This is a genomic window from Bradyrhizobium sp. CW1 (genome assembly GCF_023100665.1).
Classification (GTDB): Bacteria; Pseudomonadota; Alphaproteobacteria; order Rhizobiales; family Xanthobacteraceae; genus Bradyrhizobium; species Bradyrhizobium canariense_D.
This window is the reverse complement of record NZ_CP064684.1, coordinates 1,419,902-1,440,376: the sequence shown is the minus strand read 5'-3', so window position 1 is coordinate 1,440,376 and position 20,475 is coordinate 1,419,902. Positions and strand designations below refer to the sequence as shown.

Genomic DNA, 20,475 nt, shown 5'->3' with positions numbered 1-20,475 from the left:
CACCTCTTCTCGTCGGCCTATCCTACGGACTCGAATTCGCGGAGGCTTCATGCGGCGCGTCACCTTTCTCAGGGCCCTGATCCTCGCATCCGCGCTGCTCGCCGCCACACCTGCCTCGGCCGAAATCCGCATCATCCAGTCGCCCGGTGGACAGGTCGGGCCGTTCCTCGATTTGTTCGAGAAGGTGCGCGAGAGCGGCGAGCGCGTGGTGATCGACGGTCCCTGCCTGTCCGCCTGCACACTGGTACTGAGCATCGTGCCGGGCGAGCGGATTTGTGTGACAAAACGCGCCGTGCTCGGCTTCCATGCGGCGCGCTCGGTCGATCGGCGCGGACGCTTCTACGCCGAGCCGGAAGCATCCGATGCGGTGCTTGCGGCCTATCCCGGCCCGGTGCGCGACTGGATCAGTCGCCGCGGCGGCCTCTCGTCGCGGTTGCTTCTGCTGAAGGGACGCGACCTCGCCGCGATCTATCCGCGCTGCCGGTGATGATCGACGGACGCGAGTGCCCGGCAAAATTGCGCCGGTCACCTGCTTCGAGAGCTCTAGTAAAAACTCTGGATCAACTCGGTCAATTCCATGCTCGCGCAGATGAGCATACCCCAAAGTGCAAAGTTGATCTGCAGCGCCGCCGCCATCGGTCGCTCCCCTTCCAAGTCCGCCCGCCCCAGTTTTTAGAATTTATGACGGAATAAATAACGATTCTGTCCCGGAGTTCACAGCCTAATATTGCGCCAGTTGTTGTGCGATGCGGTCCGCATCATTTCACGAAGCGGCCTCACTGCTCTCGCAATGTGGTGCGACAGCAGAATTCATATTCGGCCATGTCGGCCACGCGTTTCCCTTAGGTTCCATTTGAGCGGTGCGACGCAAGCTTCGGTAAGCGGACTTGGCGCGTCGCATACAACACCCAAGGGTCCGGCATGATCCGACACGGCTTCGTCTTGCTCACTTTTTGCGCAACGCTCATGGGATGCGTGGTCGCGCCTGCGCAGGATCGCCGTCCGATCGCATGGGACGGCCTCGGTCAGGATCCGAACCGTCCCTCCGGCATCAAGCGTCGCGTGGCGACCCAAGCTCCCGCGGCGAGTGATCCGAATCAGGAGCGGGAGAGAGTCCTCGGCACCTTGCGCCCGTACTCCCCGGCGTGGTGGGCAATCCATGACGAAATCGAAGCGGAGAATGACAGGCAGCTCGGGACAAAGCTCGTGATCTGTCCGCGCTGCGTTCCCTCCTCCCAGCCACCGAGCAATGACGTGACCGGATCGATCCGCTGAGGGGCACGCGGTCGACGCGACGTCCTCATGGGCGCCCCTCTCCCGCATCGTAGAGGAGAGGGGATCGCCGTTCAGCGCGTCAGGCGATCGCGCCTGTCACATTTCCTCGGCCGGGCAGTTCACCATCCAGGGAATGCCGAACTTGTCGACGCACATGCCAAAACCCTTGGCCCAGAACGTCTTGCTGAAGGGCATGGTGACGTTGCCCCCATCGGCGAGCGCGTTGAACTTGCGCTCGCCCTCCGCCGGGTCCGCGACCGTGAGCGAGATCGAAAAGCCCTGCGGCTTGTGAAAATGTTCGCTTGGTGCGTCGGAGGCCATCAGCACGCTGCCGTCGGGCAGCGACATCCGCGCATGCATGATCGTCTTCTCGCGGCCGGGCGCCGCAGCCATGTCCGGCGGTGCGTCCGAAGAACGCATCATGGCGTCGATCTTGCCGCCGAGAACCTTGGCGTAATAATTGAACGCCGCTTCGCAGGTGTCCTGATAGAACAGATAGGGATTGAGCATCGTTTCTCTCCTTTTTGCTTTGGTTCGGGGTGACGGCGCTACTTCTCGGTGAGCTTCTTCAGGCTGGCCAAGCCCGCCTCGAAATCCTTGCCGATCATGTTGTCCATGTTGACGAACACCTGCATGACTTTGGACAGGAACGGGGCCGGACCGGACATCGCCCACGTGACCAGTGTGGCATCGCCTTGCGGCACAAAGGTGAACTCGGCGGTGTTGTGGCCTTCGAAAGGCCGCTCGAAATCGAGCTTGATGCGTAGTTTTGACGACGCACTCGCCTCGAGGATCTCCATATGGCCGGCGCCGACATTGTTGTTGCCGTCCCAGGCATAGGTCGCGCCCTTGCCTTGCGCGGTGCCGCCAAACGCCCGCTTCATCGCAGGATCGCGGTTCTCGTAGGGGGACCAGGCCGTCCAGCGATGGAAATCGGCAACCAAGGGATAGACTGCATTGGCCGGCGCTTTCACGGCGAGGCTGCGCTCGACGCGGAATGTGTCGGGCTTCGTCAGGGCAAAGCCGAGCACGCCCACGATTCCGACCGCGAGCAGGATGGCGATGACGGCAATGGCTTTCAGCATGAATGGCTCCCTGGATACGCTCCTAGGACGAAGGGAGGGGACCGGGCCCGACAAGGCGAAGCGGAAAAATTTGTTATGCCCCAGGCAGGCGCTCCCTACTTCACCTTTGCGCCTTCGACCTTAGCGTCTTGCCTGGCGCCGCCATTGGCGCCCTTGGGCTGGCTGTCCCGGATCAGGCGATCGAGATGCATGCGGATGTGAGCGGCTTCTGCGGACGTGTTGGCGAGGGCGATGGCGCGGTCGAAGGCGATGCGGGCTTCGTCGTTGCGGCCGAGCTGCATCAGGAAGGCGCCGCGCACGCCATAGAAATGGAAGTAGTTGGCAAGCTTTGGCGCCAGCGGCTCGATCAGGTCGAGCGCGGCTTGCGGTCCGCGCACCTTGGAAACCGCGACCGCGCGGTTGAGCGTCACCACCGGCGAGGGCTGCACCACCTCCAGCGCACCATAGAGCAGGTCGATCTGCGCCCAGTCGGTCTCCTCAGGCGTGGAGGCGCGGGCATGCAGCGCAGCAATCGCGGCCTGGATCTGGTAGGGCCCGCTGCGGCGATGGCGTATCGCCTTGTCGATCAGCGCGAGGCCTTCCGCGATCATCGTGCCGTTCCACAGCGAACGATCCTGGTCGTCCAGCAGGATCAGCGAGCCATCCGCGGCAAAGCGCGAGGCACTGCGCGCATGCTGCAACAAGATGAGCGCCGTGAGTCCCATGATCTCCGGCTCGCTCTGGAACAGCCGCAGCAGCAGCCGCGCCAGCCGGATCGCTTCCTCGCACAGCGGCTTTCTGATTTCGGCGGTGTCGCCGCTCGCCGAATAGCCCTCGTTGAAGATCAAATAGATCATCGCCGCGACAACGGCGAGCCGCTCCGAGCGCTCGACCGCGCCCGGCGTTTCAAACGGCGTCCCGGCCTCCGCGACCTTGGCCTTGGCACGCGTGATGCGCTGCTCCATCGCCGCTTCCGACACCAGGAAGGCGCGCGCGATCTGCTTCACCGTCAGGCCGCAGACGATGCGGAGCGCCAGCGCGATCTGCTGCGTTGCCGGCAGCCCTGGATGGCAGCAGATGAACATCAGCCGCAAGATGTCGTCGCGGTAGTGCGAGCCGTCGAGCCGCTCGGCGAGCGCGCCCTCGGCGTCGTCGAGATCGGAGATCGCCTGGTCGTCCTCCGGCAGCGGCTGCTGCTTGCGGGTGCGGCGCACCTCGTCGATGGCAACGTTGCGGCCGACCATGATCAGCCAGGCGGCGGGATCGCGCGGCGGTCCGTTCTGCGGCCAGGTCTTCAGCGCGCGCAGGCAGGCGTTCTGGAAGGCCTCCTCGGCGGTGTCGAGATCGCGGAAATAGCGCAGCAGCGCGCCGACCGCCTGGGGGCGCGCCGAGGTCAGCGCGGTCTCGATCCAGGCGGTATCGGCTTCGCTCATTTCAGATTCCCTCCGGGACTGAACACGCCGACGGGGCGCACCTCGTAGGCGCCGCCGGGATTGGCGGCACCGAGGTCGCGGGCGACATCGAGTGCGTCATCGAGATTCTTGCAATCCACGATATAGAAGCCGAGCAACTGCTCCTTGGTCTCAGCGTAGGGGCCGTCGAGCACCAGTGGCGGGTCCTCCTTGCGCAGCGTCGCTGCCGCAGTGGTCGGCAGCAGCCGCGCCACCGGGCCGAGCCTGCCCTGCTTCGCGAGACCTTCCTGCACCACGGCGAGCTTCTTCATCACGGTCTCGTCCTGGTCCTTGCTCCATGAGCCGACGAAGTCCTCGTCGTGATAGCAAAGGATCGCATAAAGCATGGGCAGTACCTTCTCTGAGCGCTTGTTTTGAAGACGATCCAGTATGCCTTGCCCCGACATGGCTGCGGAAAAAAATTGCAAGAAAAATCCGGCAGATCGTGCCAAGGAGGGCCTTCAAAAGCGGAACTTAAAGAGGCACTTCGAATGACCGTTGGCACCCTGGCCGTCCTGATCAACAGCACGCAGCAGAACTGGCTGCCTGAGCGCTGGAAGGCCCGGTTCGACGCCGTCTGCGGCGGCCGCCGCGTGGTGCTGCTGCCCGATGCCGGGCTCGATCCGGCCGAGGTGCATTATGCCGCGGTGTGGAAGCCGGTGCCGGGCGACCTCGGCTCTTTCCCCAATCTGCGTGCGATCTTCAATCTGGGCGCCGGCGTCGACGCGCTGATGGCGGACAAGAGCCTTCCGAACGTGCCGCTGGTGCGCGTGGCCGTGCCTGATCTGACCGGCCGCATGACCGAATACGTCGTGCAGCACGTGCTGATGCACCACCGCCAGGAGCTTTATCTGCGCCAGTCGCAGCGCGAAAAGCGCTGGGAGCCGACCTATCAATGGCCAGCGAGCGCCGTCACGGTGGGTATCATGGGCCTGGGCACGCTCGGTACTGATGCGGCCGATGTGCTGCGGCGGCTTGGTTTCCGCGTCGCCGGCTGGAGCCGCAGCCCGCGTATCATCGCGGGTGTCGAATGTTTCCATGGCGCCGGGCAAATCGACGCGTTCCTGCGCACGACCGATATTCTCGTCAGCCTATTGCCGCTGACGCCTGATACACACGGCATCCTCAACCGCGACGTCTTCACCAAGCTCAACCGCAAGAGCCCGCTCGGTGCGCCCGTGCTGATCAACGCCGGCCGCGGCGGCCTCCAGAATGAAGCCGACATCCTGGCCTGCCTCGACGACGGCACGCTGGGCGCCGCCTCGCTCGACGTCTTCGTACAGGAGCCGCAGCCGGCGGACAGCCGGTTCTGGACCCATCCCAAGGTTTTGCTGACCCCGCACAACGCCGCCGACACCGACGCCGACGCGATCTCGGCCTATGTCGCCGAGCAGATCGCGCGGTTCGAGGCGTGTGGTGTGCTGGAGAACGTGGTGGACCGGACGCGGGGGTATTAGGCCGCACGCCTGAAAAAGGCACGACCGCTCCCTACCCTCCGTGTCGTCCTGGCGAAAGCCAGGACGACACCAGACTTCTTTGGTCACTCCGTCACCCCCGAAGGCACCCGCTCGGCCGGCATCCCGTTCACCCTCTCTTAGCGAGAAGTTGATAGGTCTCCTTAATCAACGCTCAACGAACGAGTCGGACATGCGCTTCACGCTCGGCCTCAGGATGCGGATCACGGTTGCGCTGGCGGTGACGGCGGCGGCGACCGCCCTGTTCGCCGTGCTCGGGGCGATGTGGATCATCTCCGGCATCATCGACCGGGCCGACCAGCGCGAGCTTCGCAGTCATTACGACGCGCTCCAGTCGCGAATTGCCGAGGAATCCCAGCGCGCCGCCGCCATGAGCGCCGTCGTCGCCGCGATGCCGGCAACGCAGGACGCGATGGCCAAACAGGATCGCAATGCCCTGATCAGCCTGTTCGGGCCGGTGTTTGCTGCGACCAAATCGGAGTACGGCGTCGAACAGTTCCAGTTCCACGTGGCGCCCGCGACCTCGTTCCTGCGCGTGCACCAGCCTGCTAAATTTGGCGACGACCTCTCGGGCTTCCGCAAAACCGTGATCATGGCCAACCAGGAGCGCAAGGTCGTGGTCGGCCTCGAGGGCGGCTTGGCTGGGCTCGGCATCCGCGGCGTCGTGCCGATCGCGCAAGGCGGCAAGCATCTCGGCTCAGTGGAGTTTGGCCTGACCTTCGGCCAGTCCTTCCTCGACGATTTCAAGACCAACCGCCATGTCGACATCGCCTTCCATCTCGCGGACGGCGGCGGCTTCAAGCTGTTCGGCGGCACGCTGAAGGGGAAGAGCTTCTTCGATGCGGCCGATTACGGCCGCGCCGCCGGCGGCGACTTCACGGTACGGCAGGCCAAGCTCGACACGACGCCGGTAGCGGCGCTGCTCGGACCGATCAGGGATTTTTCCGGCAAGCCGCTCGGCGCCGTCGAACTGGTGATGGACAATGCCGACTATGTGGCCTCCGCCGACCGTGCCTGGCTGCTGGCATTCGGCATCGCCGCGCTCGGGCTCGTGCTCGCCGCCATCGTCGGCTATCTCATCGCCCGCAGCATCTCGCGCCCGATCATTTCCATCACCAGCGTGATGCGCGAGCTGGCCGACGGACACCTCGATGTCACCGTCCCCGTCAGCAAGGCGAATGACGAGGTCGGCGCGATGGTCAAGGCTGTCGCGGTGTTCCGCGACAACGCCGTCAACTTCAACCGGCTCCAGGCCGAACAGGCCGACACTAAGGCGCAATCCGAAGCGGAGAAGCGACGCGCGTTCGCCGCGCTCGCCGACAATTTCGAAGCCAGCATCCGCGAGGTCGTCACCACGGTCTCCTCGGCCGCGGTCGAGATGGAGAACACGGCGCGCTCGATGTCTGATATCGTCGAGCGGTCGCGGCAGCAGACCGGCACGGTGTCGTCGGCCTCGGCGCTCGCCTCGGAAAATGTGCAGACGGTCGCTGCCGCCGCGGAAGAGCTGTCGTCGTCCATGACCGAGATCAGCCGGCGCCTTGCGCACGCGACCGCGGTGGTCGGCAAAGCCGCGAGCGACGGACGACGGTCGAACGAGCGCGTGCAAAGTCTGGCCGACGCCGCGCAAAAAATCGGCGACGTCGTCTCCTTCATCAGCGGCATCGCCGAGCAGACCAATCTGCTGGCACTCAACGCGACGATCGAGGCGGCGCGCGCGGGCGAAGCCGGCCGCGGCTTTGCGGTGGTCGCCTCCGAGGTGAAGGCGCTGGCAACCCAGACCGCCAAAGCGACCGAGGAGATCGGCGCCCAGGTCACGGCGGTACAAGGCGAGACCACCGGCGCAGTGGACGGCATCCAGTCGATCTGCGCAACGATCCAGGAGGTCGACGAGATCTCCGCCGCGATCGCCGCCGCCGTCGGCCAGCAGGGCACCGCAACGCAGGAGATCGCCCAGAACGTGCAGCAGGCAGCCGCCCGCACCGGCGAGGTCTCGCAAAACATCGCAGGCGTCACCGCCGGCATCGCCGCGACGGGAACAGCAGCGGAGGAGGTGCTGGGCTCCGCGATCGAGCTGTCAAAGCAATCGCAGCGGCTGCGGGACGAGGTGGACCGCTTCCTCGCGCATATTCGCGCGGCGTAGGCGGGCTACAGGGAGGAGCTGCGGCGCGACGGCGGCAACTCCGAATCTTCGCCAAACCAGATTCGGTGGCTAGGGGTCCTGGCTTTCGCCAGGACGACGTTAGCTCGCGCCACGCAACCGCCTAGCTCTTTCGTCCCACCATCACGTCGATCGCTCCCTTCACGATCGCCTCGAGATCCTTCCGCGACACGCGCGCGCGCGAACGAATGGCAATTGAGTGCACGGTCGCTGAAGCGAGCTGCGCCAGCACGGCGGGATCGGCGCTTTCGGGCAATTCGCCTTTCTCCTTGGCGCGGCGGAAGCAACTCGCAAACGCCTTGTCGAGTTCGTTAAGGCCATCGAGCACCATGGCGCGGATGTCGGGATCGCCGACCGCTTCGGAGGCCGCCGTGACCACGGTGAAGCAGCCGCGCGGGCCGGTTGCGCCGGACAGATAGATGTTCAGCGCGGAGGCGAAGATACGCTCCAGCCGCTGGCGCACGGGCATCTCCTGTCGAAAGATCTCCACCATGGATGCGCGCGCGTCCTCACGGTAGCGCTGATAGCTCTTGATGTAGAGCTCGCGCTTGTCGCCGAAGGCGCCATAGAGGCTCGGGCGATTCATGCCGGTGGCTTCGCTGAGATCGTCGAGCGAGGTCGCGGCGAAACCCTGCGTGCGGAACAGGTCGAGCGCCTTGCCGAGCGCGACCTCGGGTTCGTAGGCGCGCGGACGGCCGCGGCGCTTGGGCTCAGTGGCAGCAGCTGGCGGCTTCGATTTTTGTACCATTTCGCAATTTAATCCTTGACCAACTCCATAATATGCAAGACAGTACAAAAATCAATCTGGCCAGGTTGAGCGCCACTCCAAAAGTCACATCGAAGAATTGCCCAAGGAGGCTCAAGATGGATCTTTATTTCTCGCCGCTCGCCTGTTCGATGGCGAGCCGCGTCGCGCTGTATGAAGCCGGCGCCGAAGCCAATTATCTCGAAGTCGATCCGCCGACCAAGACGGTGCTGAGCGACGGCACCGACTTTCGAACCGTGAACCCGATCGGCCTGGTGCCGACACTGCGGACGGACGACGGCGTGGTGCTGACCGAGAACGCCGCGATCCTGCAATATATCGCCGACCGCTTCCCGCAATCGGGTCTCGGAGCCGCAGCGGGCATCGAGCGCACGCGACTGCATCAATGGCTCTGCTTCATCGGCACCGAGCTGCACAAGGGCCTGTTCATCCCGGTGCTCGACCGCAAGGCGCCGCAGGAGACGAAAGCCTACGCGCTGGAGAAGAACCTGTCGCGGCTGGACTATCTCGACAATTACCTGAAGGGGCGCGACTTCCTGCTCGACCAATTCAGCGTCGCCGACGCCTATCTCGTCACGGTCATCAACTGGACCATGGCGACGCCGCCGATCGAGCTCGCCAAATGGCCGAACGTGAAGGCCTATTACGAACGCCTGCGTCAACGGCCCTCGATCGCCAAGGCGATCGCGGAAGAGTTCGAGCTGTACAAGGCCGAGCAGGCGCGGAAGAAGGCCGCGGCGTAAGCTTTGACGATTGAGGCGCGCCGTCCCGGCTGAGCGGCCGGGACGGCGCAATCTATCCGTACAACACCCTCGGCAGGATCGTGACTATGCCGGGCCAGAGCGTCAGCAGCAGCACGAATCCGACCATGATGAGGAGATAGGGCATCGTGACGCGCGCGATGTAGCCGAGGCCGTCGTCGGTCAGGCCTTGGATCACGAACAGGTTGAAGCCGACCGGCGGCGTGATCTGGGCCATCTCGACCGCGAGCACGAGGAAGATGCCGAACCAGATCTCGTCGAAGCCCGCGCCCTTCACGATCGGCAGCACGATCGGCAGCGTCATCACGATCATCGAGAAGCCATCGAGGAAACAGCCGAGGATCAGATAAAAGATAATCAGCACCACGATCAGCATGAACGGCGATAGCCCCAAGCCCTTCACGAAGGCGGCGACTGCCTGCGGGATGCCGAGGAAGGCCGCGGCGTTGCCGAGGATCGAGGCGCCGAGCACGATCAGCGCGATCATCGAACAGGTCACGACCGAGCCGATCAGCACGTCACGCATCACCTGCTGCGACATCGAGCCCTGCGCCCAGGCGACCAGCGCCGCGCCGAACACGCCGACCGCGGCGGCCTCCGACGGCGTCGCCAGCCCGCCATACATCGAGCCGAGCACGCAGGCGATCAGGAACAGCGCCGGCGCGAGGTCCTTGAGCGCCGCAAACCGTTCGCGCCATGGCACTTGCGAGAGCTTGGCTTCCGCCTCCGGCACCATGCCGGGGTTAAGGGTCGTGTGCAGCATCACCCACCCCATGAAGGTGGCGGCCAGCAGCAGTCCGGGCAGCACCCCGGCCGTGAACAGTTTCAGGATCGAGACGTCGCCGAGCACGCCGTAGATGATCATGATGTTGGATGGCGGGATCAAAAAGCCGAGCGTGCCGGCGCCGGCGAGCGAGCCGATCGCGATGTCGCGGGAATAGCCGCGGCGCAGCAGTTCGTTCAGGGACATGCGGCCGATCACCTGCGTCGTCGCCGCCGACGAGCCGGAGATTGCGGCGAAGATGGTGCAGCCGATCACGTTCACATGCAGAAGACGACCCGGCAAAAGCCCCGCCCAGGGCGCGAGCCCCTGGAACAGAGAACGTGACAGACGGGTGCGAAACAGCAACTCGCCCATCAGGATGAACAGCGGCAGCGCCAGCAGTTCCTGCGTCGTCAAGATGTTCCAGGCGTATTGCGGCAGCAGCTTGTCGAGCGGGATTGAGCGGAACATCGCCAGCAGCAGCGTTGCGGTGAGCGCAAGCGTCAGGCCGATCCATACGCCGCATGCCAGAAGCGCAAACAGGATCCCGAAGAGAGCAATGACTTCGATGGTCATGGTATCCGGTGTCTGCTGGCTGGCGCGTGGGCGATCATTCGACGGGCGAGGCCTTCATGCGGTGGTCCTCCAGCGGCAGGCCGAGCACGGCCTGGATCACGCGCGCCAGGAACTGCAGCGTCAGCAGCAGCATGCCGAAGGTGACGACGGCCTGTGGAAACCACAGCGGGGTGTCGCTCGAGGTCGAGACCTGGCCGCGCACATAGGCGCCGAAGGCGAACTTCGCCATCGACGATGTCAGGAAGGCCATGAAGGCGAAGCCGGCGGCGGCCGACAGGATTTCGATCGCGCGCTGAAACGGAGCGGGGACGTTCTTCAGCAGCAGCACGACACGGATATGGCCGCCGACGCGCAGGGTCATGGCGGCGCCGAAGGTGAAGGACGCCGCCATCAGATAGGAGGAATACTCCCACGCGATCGAGATTGTGGGCGGAAAGAACGGCAGGAAGTTCGAGAGGAAGCGCGTTGCGACCTCGCACAGCATCAGCAGCGTCAGCATCAAGAGGCAGCCGCCACCGATCCAGCCGTCCAGCCGGCCAAGACGGTCGATGCCGTCGAGCAGGATGCGCAGCGGCTCCGGCGCCGCCGCGTTGAGACTATGGGACGACGCAGGCAAAACATCCGCCACTGCAAGTCCTCAGCGCTTCATTTCCGCGAGATAGGCCCGCACCGGCTTGTCGGCCGCCGGCACGCGCTTGACGAAAGCGTCGAGCTGCGGCGCGGTCTTGGCGCGAATGTCCGTGATCATGGCATCCGAGACCGGCATCACCTCCATGCCGCCTTCCTTGAGCCGGTTGAGGCTGTCGACGTCCGCCTTGAGCGAGTTCGCCCAGAAGCCCGGCTCCATCTTCGCGGCAATGCCGGCGACGAGCTGCTGCTGATCGGCACTCAGCGCCTTCCAGGAATCGAGGTTGACGGTGAGCATCTGCGACGACCAGACGTGGTTGGTCGGGTAGATGTATTTCAGGAATTCCCAGAATTTTCCGTCGACGCCCGACACCGACGAGGTGGATACGCCGGAGACCGCGCCCGACGCCAGCGCCGGGATGGTCTCGCCCCACGGAATCATCACCGGCGCCATGCCGACCACGGCCAGCATGTCGACGGCGTTCTTGTCGGGCACGCGGATCTTGATGTTCTTCAAGCCGTCGACATCGGCGACCTTGACCTTGAGATGCAGATATTGCGTCGGCCAGGGCACGATGTAGAGGATCTTCTGGTTGTTGCGCGCGGCGACCTTCTCGTATTCGGGCCGCACGTATTTGTGCAGCACCTTCAATTCGTCCATGGAGCCGCAGAGAAAGGGAATGCTTTCGACGCCCATGAAGGGTTCGTCGCCGACCTGCTGAATATTGAGGACGTCGGCGAGCGGCACCAGACCGTCGCGGACGGCGCGCAGATGCTCGGGGCCCTTGAAGCCGAGCTGTCCACCGGCCTTCACGGTGATCGCGACCGAGCCAGCCGTCTGCTTCTTCACCTCTTCCGCGAAGGCAAACGCGTTCTGGGTGTGGAAATTGCCGTCGGGCCATACCGTCGACATGTCCCAGCTTACCGTCGCCGCTCGCGCGCGGGTCGAGATGTGGCCGGCTGCGAGCAGCGTCGCTGCGCCCGCGGTAAAAGTCCGTCGCGTGATCATTGAGCCCCTCCGTTTGCTACGCGCACGACGCCTGAAGCGTCATCGCGTGTGCCCATAAATTTCAACCGCATTGTCGGCAGACACGAGGCCGCTTTCGATGTCGTCGTTGACGGCTGTCGGCGCGCGCTCCCGGGGATCGCCGATGCCGGCGCCGCCTGGTGTCAGCACCACCAGCCGGTCGTCCGGCGGCACCTGCTGAAAGCCTTTTCCACGCAGCTTCTTGCCGGACTTCAGGCCGACATAGCCGGCCTCGCCGTTCTTGCCGCCATCACGTCCGCGTGGCGGATGATCGATGCGATCGAATGCCGCCAGGATGTCGAACGGCCCATCGACACCGCTGCCGACCTCGATGATCTGGCCGAGGCCCCCGCGGGTTCGCCCTGCCCCGCCGGAATCCGGACGCAGTTCCTTGCGCCAGAAGATCAGCGGCGTCTGCGTCTCGGCGATCTCAACCGGCGTGCCGCGCACGCCGCTGGGATAGGCGGTCGCCGACAGCCCGTCCTTCGCGAAGCGCGCGCCGGTCCCGCCATTGGAGGTCACCGCCATCGAAAATCCGTAATTGCCGCCGGCGCCCGAGCGGGTCTGGCCGCGCACGTTGAGATTCCACAGGCACGAGGTGCCTTCCGCGGGCACGCGCTCGGGAATGATCTGGCGCAGGCAGCCGAACACGACATCGGGCAGCATCTGGCCGATGATGTGGCGCGAGGCGACCGGCGCCGGCTTTGGCGCATTGAGGATCGCGCCTTTGGGAGCCGACACCGTCAGTGGCGAGAGCGAACCGGCATTGTTCGGAATCTGGGAGGCGACGACGCAGCCGAGACCGAACACGGTGTAAGCGATGGTGTAGGACAGAGGCACGTTGATGCCGAACCTGGACGCGGCCGAGGTGCCGTCGAAGTCGACGTGGATGCCTTCGTCCGAGATCGTCAGCACGGCGGCCAGCGTGACCGGCTCATCATAGCCGTCGACCACCATGGTGTTGCGCCAGCTGCCTTTCGGCAGTTTGGCGATCTCGGCCAGCACGGCCTCGCGCGAGCGGTCGCAGATGTAGTCGCCGAGCGCATCGAGCGAGTCGATGCCGAACTCGGTCATCATCTCGACCAGGCGCTCGCAGCCGACGTCGTTGCAGCCGGCGAGCGAATAGGTATCGCCCTCGGTGTCGATCGGCAGCCGCGTGTTGGTGCGGATCATCGCCATCAGCGTCTCGTTGACGACGCCCTGGTCGATCAGCTTCAGCATGGGGATGTAGAGCCCCTCCATGAACACGTCGGTGGCGTCGGGTCCGAAGCCGATGCCGCCGATGTCCATGAGATGGCTGGTGCAGGAAAACAGCGCGACCGGCTTGCCGTCCTTGAAGCAGGGCGTGGTGACGACGAAATCGTTGAGATGGCCGGTGCCCATCCAGGGATCGTTGGTGATGTAGGCGTCGCCCTCCTTCATCGTCTCGATCGGAAAGTGGGCGATGAAGTGCTTGACCGATTCCGCCATCGAGTTGACGTGGCCGGGCGTGCCGGTCACCGCCTGCGCCAGCATCCGTCCCTTGAGGTCGAACACGCCGGCCGAGAGGTCGCCGCATTCGCGCACGATCGGGCTGAAGGCCGTGCGGAGCAGCACCTGCGCCTGCTCCTCGACCACGGCGATCAGCCGGTGCCACATGATCTGAAGGTCGATCAGGCTCGCGCCGCTTGCCTTGCTCATGATCAGGCCGCCTTCCGTTCCATGACGATGCTGCCGGCACCGTCGATATGGGCATCAAAACTGTTGGAGACGAACGTCGAGGTCTCGTCCTCCGCGATCACGGCGGGACCTGCAATCGTCGCGCCTGGCGCCATGTCCTCGCGGCGATAGAGCGGGATCTCGATCACCTCCCCGACCCGGCCATCGAAGAACTTGCGGCTGCCGGTCGCCTTCCCGGCGGGCTTGCGCGTAACGGCCGCGACAATAGGCGGATTGCGCGCCTCGGTCGTCGCAAGCACCGACCAGCTCAAGACCTCGATCGCCGCACCCGGGATCGGCCGCTCGAACATCACCGCATAATCCGCCTCGAACTTCTGACGCAGGCCGGCCAGATCGGCCGTCGCCAGCCGCCGGTTCGGCAGTTCGATCGAGATCTCATGGCCTTGACCGACATAGCGCATGAAGGCCGCGCGGCGCTCGCGGACCGGCGCGCCTGCCGCACCCGTCTCGACCAGCGCACGCGCTTCGGTCACCATCTCCTGGAGCAGATCGGAGACCCCTTCGGTGTCGAAATCGTCGAGCCGCACATGACGGCTGCGCACCAGCTCGTAGGCGATCGGAGCCGCGAGGAAGCCAACGGCCGAGCCGACGCCGGCATTGGAAGGAACGATCACGCGGGAGACACCGATCTTCTCGGCGACGCGCGCCGCATGCAGAGGCGCCGCGCCGCCGAAGGCGATCAGCGTGTGCTGACCGACAATCTCACCGCGCTCGACCGCATGCACGCGCGCCGCGCTCGCCATGTTCTCGCAGACGACCTCGTGCACGGCATAGGCCGCAGTCTCTGCCGACAGACCCAGCGGCTCGCCGACGCTGCGCAGCAGCGCCTGCTTCGAGAGTTCAGGGTCGAGCTTGATCGTGCCACCCGCGAAGTCGTCCGGATCGATCATGCCGAGCGCGACGTCGGCATCCGTCACGGCCGGGCGCAGGCCGCCGCGGCCGTAGCAGGCGGGCCCGGGCTCCGACGAGGCACTCTCAGGACCGACCGTGACGCGCTTCATCGCATCGACATGGGCGATCGAGCCGCCGCCGGCGCCGATCTCGACCATCTCGATCACGGGAATCCGCACCGGCAGACCCGAACCTTTCAGGAAGCGCGCTGCGCGATCGACCTCGAACACGCGCGAGGTCTCGGGCTGGTATTTTTCGATCAGACAGATCTTTGCCGTGGTACCGCCCATATCGAAGGACAGCACCTTGCTCTCGCCGAGACGCGCCGCGATCTGCGCCGCGAAAATGGCGCCGCCGGCAGGACCGGATTCGACGAGGCGCACCGGAAAGCGCCGCGCCGTCTCGATCGAGGTGACACCGCCGCCGGAGGTGACGAGATAGATCGCGCCGCGGTACTGCTCGACCTGCAAGGCGTCGGACATGCGAGCGAGATAACCATCGATTAGCGGCTGCACATAGGCGTTGGCCACTGCAGTCGATGTGCGCTCATATTCGCGGATCTCCGGGCACACCGCGGACGATACGGTCACGGAAATGCCGGGCATCTCCTCACTGATGATCGCGGCCGTGCGGCGCTCGTGCTCGGGATTGGCGTAGGAGTGCAGGAACGCGATTGCGACGCTCTCGACGTTCAGCGCGCGCAATCTTGGCGCGAGCGCGCGCACCGCCGCTTCGTCCAACGGGAGGCGGACGGCGCCATGCGCGTCGATGCGCTCGGGCACGGTGAAGCGCAAAGATCGCGGCGCCAGCGGCTTCGGCTTGTCGATGGAGAGGTCATACTGGTCGTAGCGGCTCTCGGTGCCGATATCGAGCACGTCGCGAAAGCCCTCGGTCGCGATCAACGCCGTCTTGGCGCCGCGACGCTCGATGATGGCGTTGGTCGCGAGCGTCGTGCCGTGAATGAAGACGTCGATGTCGCTGATATAGGCGCGCGCATCAGCGAGAATGAGCCGCATGCCGTCCAGCACCGCCTCTTCCGGCCGCTGCGGCGTCGTCAGCAATTTGCGCGTCTTGCGCACCTCGCCCACGTCCAGCACGATGTCGGTGAACGTGCCACCGATATCGACGGCAAGCCGCACCTCGGCTCCCTCAAGCATTCCAAACTCTCCGTGCTGATCGTCAAGACCGAGGACAAAAGCGCAGCAATTTCCATGCCATGGATGACAGGAACATGCTGCCGTCCAGCTATTCTGCTTGGCACCCATGCAATAGGCAAGGCGTGTTCGCAGGCCGCGCGATCAGAGCAGGAATGCAAGCGCCGCTTCGCAGCGCTCCTCGACCTTCAGCGTGAGGAGATCATCGGCGCGGGTGCGTCCGAGATTGACCGCAGCGATCGGGATTTGCCGTTGCGCGGCCGCCTGCACAAAGCGGAAACCGGAATAGACCATCAGTGACGAGCCGACGATGAGCATGGCGTCCGCCTGCGCCAGATGATCCTGCGCGGTCACGACCACGTCGCGCGGGACGGTCTCGCCGAAGAACACGACGTCGGGCTTGAGGATGCCGCCGCAGGATTCGCAGGCCGGCACCTTGAACGACGAAAAATCCGCATGCTCCAGGTCCGCATCGCCGTCGGGCGCATCGGCCGCGTCGAGCGTCAACCATTCCGCATTGGCGTGGCCGAGCGTCTTCTGGAATTCGCTCCGCGGGGTCTTTTGACCGCAGCCCATGCAGCGGACCAGATCGAGCCGGCCGTGCAGGTCGATCACCTGGCGGTGGCCGGCGGATTGATGCAGCCGGTCGACGTTCTGGGTCAGCAGCATTCCGCAACGCCCGCTCGCCTCGAGCCGGGCGAGCGCGTGATGCGCATCGTTCGGCCTCGCCTGGCCGAACCGCCGCCAGCCGATCAGGCTGCGCGCCCAATAGCGCCGACGCGTATGCTCTTCCGACATGAAAGCCTGGAAGTTCACCGGCTGGGTCCGCTTCCAGTTGCCGTGACTGTCGCGATAATCGGGGATGCCCGAATTGGTGCTGCAGCCAGCGCCGGTCAGCACGAACAGATTTTCGTGCCGTCCGACGAAATCGCGGAGCGGATGATTTGCCATGACGCAGATGTAGTCTGCGCAGGCCGGTTTTGCCAGATGGCGAGGAAGCCCGCTAGCTTGCCCAGTTCTCGCGGAATTCGGGAAACAGCGTCAGACCTCCGCACGCATAGATGGTCTGCCCCGTGATGTAGCTGGCCTCATCCGAGGCGAGGAAGGCGAACACGCCGGCGATCTCCTCCGGCGTGCCGACACGGCCGAGCGGAATGTGGCTGGTGACCACACCGCGCTTTTCCGGATCGCCGGTCCAGGCCGCGTTGATTGGGGTGTCGATCGCGCCTGGACCGACCGCATTGACGCGAATGCCGCGGCCGGCGAATTCGAGTGCCAGCGTGCGTGTCAGATTGGCCATGCCGCCCTTGCTGATGGAATAGGCGAGGTAGCCGGGTTTCGGGATGATCTGGTGGACGCTGGAGCAATTGATGATGCTGCCGCCTGCGCCGCGCGCAACGAAATGCGCGAGCGCCTTCTGGGCGCAGAGCACGGCGCCGTTGAGATTGACGTCGATGATGCGGCGATAGGTGTCGATGTCGAGCGCCTCGCTCGGCGATTCCCGCTGGAAGCCCGCATTGTTGACCAGGCAGTCGAGACGCTTCCAGCGCGCCAGGATCGTCTCGAACATCGCGGCTACGTCCTGCTCGTTGCTGACGTCGGCCCTGACGACGATATGGTCGAGCTTGCCGTGGCCGCGATCGCTCGATGCCGTACGCGCGGACGCGAGCACCTCCTCTGCCTTTTCCGGATGATCGACATAGTTGATGGCGACGGTCGCGCCTTCCTGGGCAAGCCGAATGGCGACGGCGCGGCCGATGCCTTGCGAGGCGCCCGTCACCAGCGCGTATTGGCCGACGAGGCGCGAAGAAAAGGTGGTCGAGCGGTCGATATGTGGCATCGTTCTTCTCCGGGGGACACATCAATATGGAGGGAACCGGCGTTTTGTTCCATCCGTCGGCGCACCGCTGGGATTCACTCCTAGCGGCGAGCCAGTCGCGAAGTCAGGATCTGGTACAGGATGATGGCGCCAAAGGTTGCGGTGCCGATCCCGCCGATCGTGAAGGCGCCGAATTTGAGCGTGAGGTCGCCGGCGCCTGCGGTGAGCGCGACCGCGACGGTGATCAGGTTTGCCGGACTTGAGAAGTCGACCTTGTTCTCGACCCAGATCCGGCCGGCCATTGCGGCGATCAACCCGAACAGCACGATCGAGAGCCCACCGATGACGGGACCCGGGATCGACAGGACCAGCGCGCCGAATTTCGGCGAGAAAACGAGCACGATCGACACCATCGCCGCGAAGGCAAACAGCAAGGTCGAATAGACCTTCGTCGCCGCCATGACGCCGATGTTTTCGGCATAGGTGGTGACGCCGGTGCCGCCGCCGCAGGCGGCCACCATGGTCGCGAGGCTGTCGGCAAGCAAGGCGCGGCCGAGATAGTCATCGAGGCTCCGGCCCGTCATGGCGCCGACGGCCTTGATGTGACCGAGGTTCTCGGCGACGAGAATGATCGCGACCGGCGCGATCAGGACGATTGCATCGGCCTGGAAGGTCGGCGTGGTAAGACTCGGCAGGCCGATCCACGACGCAGCCGAAACTTGCGTGAAGTCGATCGGCCTGCCGAAGCCGAGGCCGTTCGCGAACAGCAGGTACAAAAGATATCCGCCGATCGCGCCGAGAATGATCGGCAGGCGGCGCCACAGGCCAGGCGCGCCAACGGCAACCACGCCGATGATCAGAACGGTCGCGAGCCCGATTCCTGTGTCGAACGCATTGGCGCTCACTGCCTTGACCGCCACCGGCGCGAGGTTGAGGCCGATCGCGGCGACCACAGCGCCGGTGACGACCGGCGGCAACAGCTTCTCGATCCAGCCAACCCCCGACCACATCACGACCAGCGCGATCAGGCCGTAGAGGACGCCGGCTCCTACGATGCCGCCAAGCGCAACCGACAGGTTCGGGTTCGGCCCGTGCCCGGCATAGCCTGTGGCGGCGATCACGACCGCGATGAACGCGAAGCTCGAGCCGAGGTAGCTCGGCACGCGCCCCGCGACGATGACGAAGAAGATCAGCGTGCCGATGCCGGAAAACAGCACCGCAACATTGGGATCGAACCCCATCAGCAGCGGCGCGATGATCGTCGAGCCCGACATTGCGACGCAATGCTGGAGACCGGAGACGACGGTCTGGCCAAGCGGCAGCCGCTGCTCGGGCATGATCACGCCGGAGGACTTCAGAATCCAACGCGGAAAATAGCCTTGCGCTCGCTCATCGGAGCCCGTTGCAATCGGCATGTTCCCCCCAGTTGCGGTGCAGCGACAGATCTTCGTGCGAACAGATAAAAATGTGATTGTCGCTTCTGCAGCGGCCATCACATGATGCAAATCAAACAAGATCAATACGTCCGGGGCCTATTCTATGACACACATTGCGATCCAGCCAGCCGTCCACCGCCGGCACCAGCCCTGGTACAAGATCCTCTACATTCAGGTGCTGATCGCGATCGCACTCGGGGTGCTCGTCGGCTATTTCTATCCCGATCTCGGCAAGGCCCTGAAGCCGCTCGGCGACGGTTTCATCGCGCTGATCAAGATGATGATCGCGCCGGTGATCTTCTGCACCGTGGTGCACGGCATCTCCTCGATGGGCGACCTCAAGCGCGTCGGTCGGGTCGGGCTGAAGTCGCTGATCTATTTCGAGACGGTCTCGACCGTGGCGCTCGCGGTCGGCCTGCTGGTCGGCGAGGTGCTCCAGCCCGGGCACGGCTTCAACATCGATCCCGCCACGATCGACCCGAAATCGGTGGCGACCTACGTCACCAAGGCCAAGGAAGAAGGCATCGTCGCCCATCTGATGGCGATCATCCCCGACAGCTATCTGGGCGCCATCGCACGCGGCGATCTGTTGCAGGTGCTACTGATCTCGATCCTGTCGGGCTTCGCCATCGCGTTCCTCGGCAAGGCCGGCGAGCCCATTGCGGAGGCGATCGACAAGGCCGCAAAGATGTTCTTCGGCATCATCCGCATCATCGTGCGCGTCGCCCCGATCGGAGCGTTCGGCGCGATGGCGTTCACCGTCGGTGCCTACGGCCTCGGTTCGCTGCTCAACCTCGCGGCCCTGATCGGCACGTTCTATCTCACCAGCATCCTGTTCGTGGTGGTCGTGCTCGGCGCAATCGCGCGGCTCGCCGGCTTCTCGATCTTGCGTTTCATCGCCTACATCAAGGACGAGCTGCTGATCGTGCTCGGCACCTCGTCATCAGAAACGGTGCTGCCGCAGATGATCCAGAAGATGGAGCATCTCGGCGCCTCGCGTTCGGTGGTCGGCCTCGTCATTCCGACCGGTTACAGCTTCAACCTCGACGGCACCAACATCTACATGACGCTGGCAACGCTGTTCCTGGCGCAGGCGACCAATACCCATCTGACCATCTGGCAGGAGCTCGGCATTCTCGGCATCGCCATGATCACCTCGAAGGGAGCCTCTGGCGTGACGGGGGCGGGCTTCATCACGCTGGCGGCGACGCTCTCGATCGTGCCCGACATCCCGATCCAGTCGATTGCGATCCTGGTCGGCATCGACAAGTTCATGAGCGAGTGCCGCGCGCTGACCAATCTGATCGGCAACGGCGTCGCCTGTGTCGTCATCAGCATCTCCGAAGGCGAGCTCGACCGCGATGCGCTGCACGAGACCATGGCCCATCCGCTGGAGATGGGTGAGGCGCTCGAACCGGGCGGCAGCGCCGCCTCCTAGGCCGCGCGCAGGTTGGGCGGCGTCCGGTTCCAACGCGGTAGTTTCCCGGAGTGGTAAATTGGAGCGACGCGAGTC

Annotated in this window: 19 protein-coding genes; 6 read left to right on the top strand and 13 right to left on the bottom strand. The window is 64.7% G+C overall.

Translation table 11 applies throughout. The annotated features are described in order from the left end of the window. Positions 1 to 49 precede the first annotated feature (49 nt). Together IVB54_RS06920 and IVB54_RS06915 are read left to right on the top strand one after the other, a co-directional pair. A complete protein-coding gene (locus IVB54_RS06920) occupies positions 50 to 487 on the top strand; it encodes a hypothetical protein (protein ID WP_018453779.1) in 438 nt (145 codons plus the stop codon). 434 nt (positions 488 to 921) lie between these two features. Continuing rightward, positions 922 to 1,275 (top strand): hypothetical protein, encoded by a 354-nt coding sequence (locus IVB54_RS06915; RefSeq protein WP_018453777.1) that lies wholly within the window; start codon positions 922 to 924, stop codon positions 1,273 to 1,275. Positions 1,276 to 1,371: 96 nt separating this feature from the next. Here IVB54_RS06915 and IVB54_RS06910 read toward each other — a convergent pair whose 3' ends face one another. The 4 genes from IVB54_RS06910 to IVB54_RS06895 form a co-directional block, all read right to left on the bottom strand. Further along, positions 1,372 to 1,785, bottom strand: coding sequence for a VOC family protein (locus IVB54_RS06910; RefSeq protein ID WP_204512222.1), 414 nt, complete (start codon positions 1,783 to 1,785; stop codon positions 1,372 to 1,374). A gap of 38 nt (positions 1,786 to 1,823) precedes the next feature. Next, positions 1,824 to 2,360, bottom strand: a complete 537-nt coding sequence (locus IVB54_RS06905; RefSeq protein ID WP_018453775.1) for an SRPBCC family protein — start codon at positions 2,358 to 2,360, stop codon at positions 1,824 to 1,826. A gap of 95 nt (positions 2,361 to 2,455) precedes the next feature. After that, entirely contained in the window at positions 2,456 to 3,772 is a 1,317-nt protein-coding gene (locus IVB54_RS06900) for an RNA polymerase sigma factor (protein WP_018453774.1), read from the bottom strand. Then, positions 3,769 to 4,137 (bottom strand): YciI family protein, encoded by a 369-nt coding sequence (locus IVB54_RS06895; protein ID WP_026232592.1) that lies wholly within the window; start codon positions 4,135 to 4,137, stop codon positions 3,769 to 3,771. Before IVB54_RS06895 ends, IVB54_RS06900 begins: the two co-directional genes overlap by 4 nt. A gap of 144 nt (positions 4,138 to 4,281) precedes the next feature. Here IVB54_RS06895 and IVB54_RS06890 point away from each other — a divergent pair, with 144 nt between their 5' ends. Together IVB54_RS06890 and IVB54_RS06885 are read left to right on the top strand one after the other, a co-directional pair. Continuing rightward, on the top strand, positions 4,282 to 5,247 hold the full coding sequence (locus IVB54_RS06890; protein WP_018453772.1) for a glyoxylate/hydroxypyruvate reductase A: 966 nt from the start codon (positions 4,282 to 4,284) through the stop codon (positions 5,245 to 5,247). Between the two features lie 190 nt (positions 5,248 to 5,437). After that, positions 5,438 to 7,405 (top strand): methyl-accepting chemotaxis protein, encoded by a 1,968-nt coding sequence (locus IVB54_RS06885; RefSeq protein WP_018453771.1) that lies wholly within the window; start codon positions 5,438 to 5,440, stop codon positions 7,403 to 7,405. 121 nt (positions 7,406 to 7,526) lie between these two features. Here the strand turns inward: IVB54_RS06885 and IVB54_RS06880 are convergent, their stop codons facing one another. After that, on the bottom strand, positions 7,527 to 8,171 hold the full coding sequence (locus IVB54_RS06880; protein ID WP_018453770.1) for a TetR/AcrR family transcriptional regulator: 645 nt from the start codon (positions 8,169 to 8,171) through the stop codon (positions 7,527 to 7,529). Positions 8,172 to 8,287: 116 nt separating this feature from the next. Between IVB54_RS06880 and IVB54_RS06875 the strand changes: the two genes are divergently transcribed. Next, positions 8,288 to 8,932, top strand: coding sequence for a glutathione binding-like protein (locus IVB54_RS06875; RefSeq protein WP_018453769.1), 645 nt, complete (start codon positions 8,288 to 8,290; stop codon positions 8,930 to 8,932). 52 nt (positions 8,933 to 8,984) lie between these two features. Here IVB54_RS06875 and IVB54_RS06870 read toward each other — a convergent pair whose 3' ends face one another. The 8 genes from IVB54_RS06870 to IVB54_RS06835 all read right to left on the bottom strand — a co-directional run bounded on the left by IVB54_RS06870 (position 8,985) and on the right by IVB54_RS06835 (position 18,941). Continuing rightward, positions 8,985 to 10,289, bottom strand: a complete 1,305-nt coding sequence (locus tag IVB54_RS06870) for a TRAP transporter large permease subunit (RefSeq protein WP_018453768.1) — start codon at positions 10,287 to 10,289, stop codon at positions 8,985 to 8,987. Positions 10,290 to 10,323: 34 nt separating this feature from the next. Next, positions 10,324 to 10,917: a TRAP transporter small permease gene (locus tag IVB54_RS06865; protein ID WP_018453767.1), complete on the bottom strand. Its 594-nt coding sequence runs from the start codon at positions 10,915 to 10,917 to the stop codon at positions 10,324 to 10,326. A gap of 9 nt (positions 10,918 to 10,926) precedes the next feature. Further along, complete coding sequence (locus IVB54_RS06860; RefSeq protein WP_247361073.1) at positions 10,927 to 11,925, bottom strand: TRAP transporter substrate-binding protein; 999 nt, start codon at positions 11,923 to 11,925, stop codon at positions 10,927 to 10,929. Between the two features lie 39 nt (positions 11,926 to 11,964). Then, a complete protein-coding gene (locus IVB54_RS06855) occupies positions 11,965 to 13,623 on the bottom strand; it encodes a hydantoinase B/oxoprolinase family protein (protein WP_018453765.1) in 1,659 nt (552 codons plus the stop codon). Between the two features lie 2 nt (positions 13,624 to 13,625). Beyond that, entirely contained in the window at positions 13,626 to 15,710 is a 2,085-nt protein-coding gene (locus tag IVB54_RS06850; protein WP_018453764.1) for a hydantoinase/oxoprolinase family protein, read from the bottom strand. A 141-nt stretch (positions 15,711 to 15,851) separates the two neighbouring features. Then, on the bottom strand, positions 15,852 to 16,658 hold the full coding sequence (locus IVB54_RS06845) for an NAD-dependent protein deacetylase (RefSeq protein ID WP_018453763.1): 807 nt from the start codon (positions 16,656 to 16,658) through the stop codon (positions 15,852 to 15,854). Between the two features lie 52 nt (positions 16,659 to 16,710). Further along, entirely contained in the window at positions 16,711 to 17,547 is an 837-nt protein-coding gene (locus IVB54_RS06840) for an SDR family oxidoreductase (protein ID WP_247294038.1), read from the bottom strand. A gap of 80 nt (positions 17,548 to 17,627) precedes the next feature. Further along, positions 17,628 to 18,941, bottom strand: coding sequence for a solute carrier family 23 protein (locus IVB54_RS06835; RefSeq protein ID WP_247376459.1), 1,314 nt, complete (start codon positions 18,939 to 18,941; stop codon positions 17,628 to 17,630). A gap of 124 nt (positions 18,942 to 19,065) precedes the next feature. Between IVB54_RS06835 and IVB54_RS06830 the strand changes: the two genes are divergently transcribed. After that, on the top strand, positions 19,066 to 20,400 hold the full coding sequence (locus IVB54_RS06830) for a dicarboxylate/amino acid:cation symporter (RefSeq protein WP_018453760.1): 1,335 nt from the start codon (positions 19,066 to 19,068) through the stop codon (positions 20,398 to 20,400). The last annotated feature ends 75 nt before the right edge of the window (positions 20,401 to 20,475 follow it).

Excerpts from the sequence above, each read along its gene's own strand:
- IVB54_RS06880 (WP_018453770.1), bottom strand. The coding sequence starts at position 8,171 with ATGGTACAAAAATCGAAGCCGCCAGCTGCTGCCACTGAGCCCAAGCGC.
- IVB54_RS06855 (WP_018453765.1), bottom strand. The coding sequence starts at position 13,623 with ATGAGCAAGGCAAGCGGCGCGAGCCTGATCGACCTTCAGATCATGTGG.
- IVB54_RS06845 (WP_018453763.1), bottom strand. The coding sequence starts at position 16,658 with ATGGCAAATCATCCGCTCCGCGATTTCGTCGGACGGCACGAAAATCTG.
- IVB54_RS06885 (WP_018453771.1), top strand. The coding sequence starts at position 5,438 with ATGCGCTTCACGCTCGGCCTCAGGATGCGGATCACGGTTGCGCTGGCG.
- IVB54_RS06895 (WP_026232592.1), bottom strand. The coding sequence starts at position 4,137 with ATGCTTTATGCGATCCTTTGCTATCACGACGAGGACTTCGTCGGCTCA.
- IVB54_RS06870 (WP_018453768.1), bottom strand. The coding sequence starts at position 10,289 with ATGACCATCGAAGTCATTGCTCTCTTCGGGATCCTGTTTGCGCTTCTG.
- IVB54_RS06915 (WP_018453777.1), top strand. The coding sequence starts at position 922 with ATGATCCGACACGGCTTCGTCTTGCTCACTTTTTGCGCAACGCTCATG.
- IVB54_RS06830 (WP_018453760.1), top strand. The coding sequence starts at position 19,066 with ATGACACACATTGCGATCCAGCCAGCCGTCCACCGCCGGCACCAGCCC.
- IVB54_RS06875 (WP_018453769.1), top strand. The coding sequence starts at position 8,288 with ATGGATCTTTATTTCTCGCCGCTCGCCTGTTCGATGGCGAGCCGCGTC.
- IVB54_RS06840 (WP_247294038.1), bottom strand. The coding sequence starts at position 17,547 with ATGCCACATATCGACCGCTCGACCACCTTTTCTTCGCGCCTCGTCGGC.
- IVB54_RS06860 (WP_247361073.1), bottom strand. The coding sequence starts at position 11,925 with ATGATCACGCGACGGACTTTTACCGCGGGCGCAGCGACGCTGCTCGCA.
- IVB54_RS06850 (WP_018453764.1), bottom strand. The coding sequence starts at position 15,710 with ATGCTTGAGGGAGCCGAGGTGCGGCTTGCCGTCGATATCGGTGGCACG.
- IVB54_RS06905 (WP_018453775.1), bottom strand. The coding sequence starts at position 2,360 with ATGCTGAAAGCCATTGCCGTCATCGCCATCCTGCTCGCGGTCGGAATC.
- IVB54_RS06900 (WP_018453774.1), bottom strand. The coding sequence starts at position 3,772 with ATGAGCGAAGCCGATACCGCCTGGATCGAGACCGCGCTGACCTCGGCG.
- IVB54_RS06910 (WP_204512222.1), bottom strand. The coding sequence starts at position 1,785 with ATGCTCAATCCCTATCTGTTCTATCAGGACACCTGCGAAGCGGCGTTC.
- IVB54_RS06920 (WP_018453779.1), top strand. The coding sequence starts at position 50 with ATGCGGCGCGTCACCTTTCTCAGGGCCCTGATCCTCGCATCCGCGCTG.
- IVB54_RS06835 (WP_247376459.1), bottom strand. The coding sequence starts at position 18,941 with ATGCCGATTGCAACGGGCTCCGATGAGCGAGCGCAAGGCTATTTTCCG.
- IVB54_RS06890 (WP_018453772.1), top strand. The coding sequence starts at position 4,282 with ATGACCGTTGGCACCCTGGCCGTCCTGATCAACAGCACGCAGCAGAAC.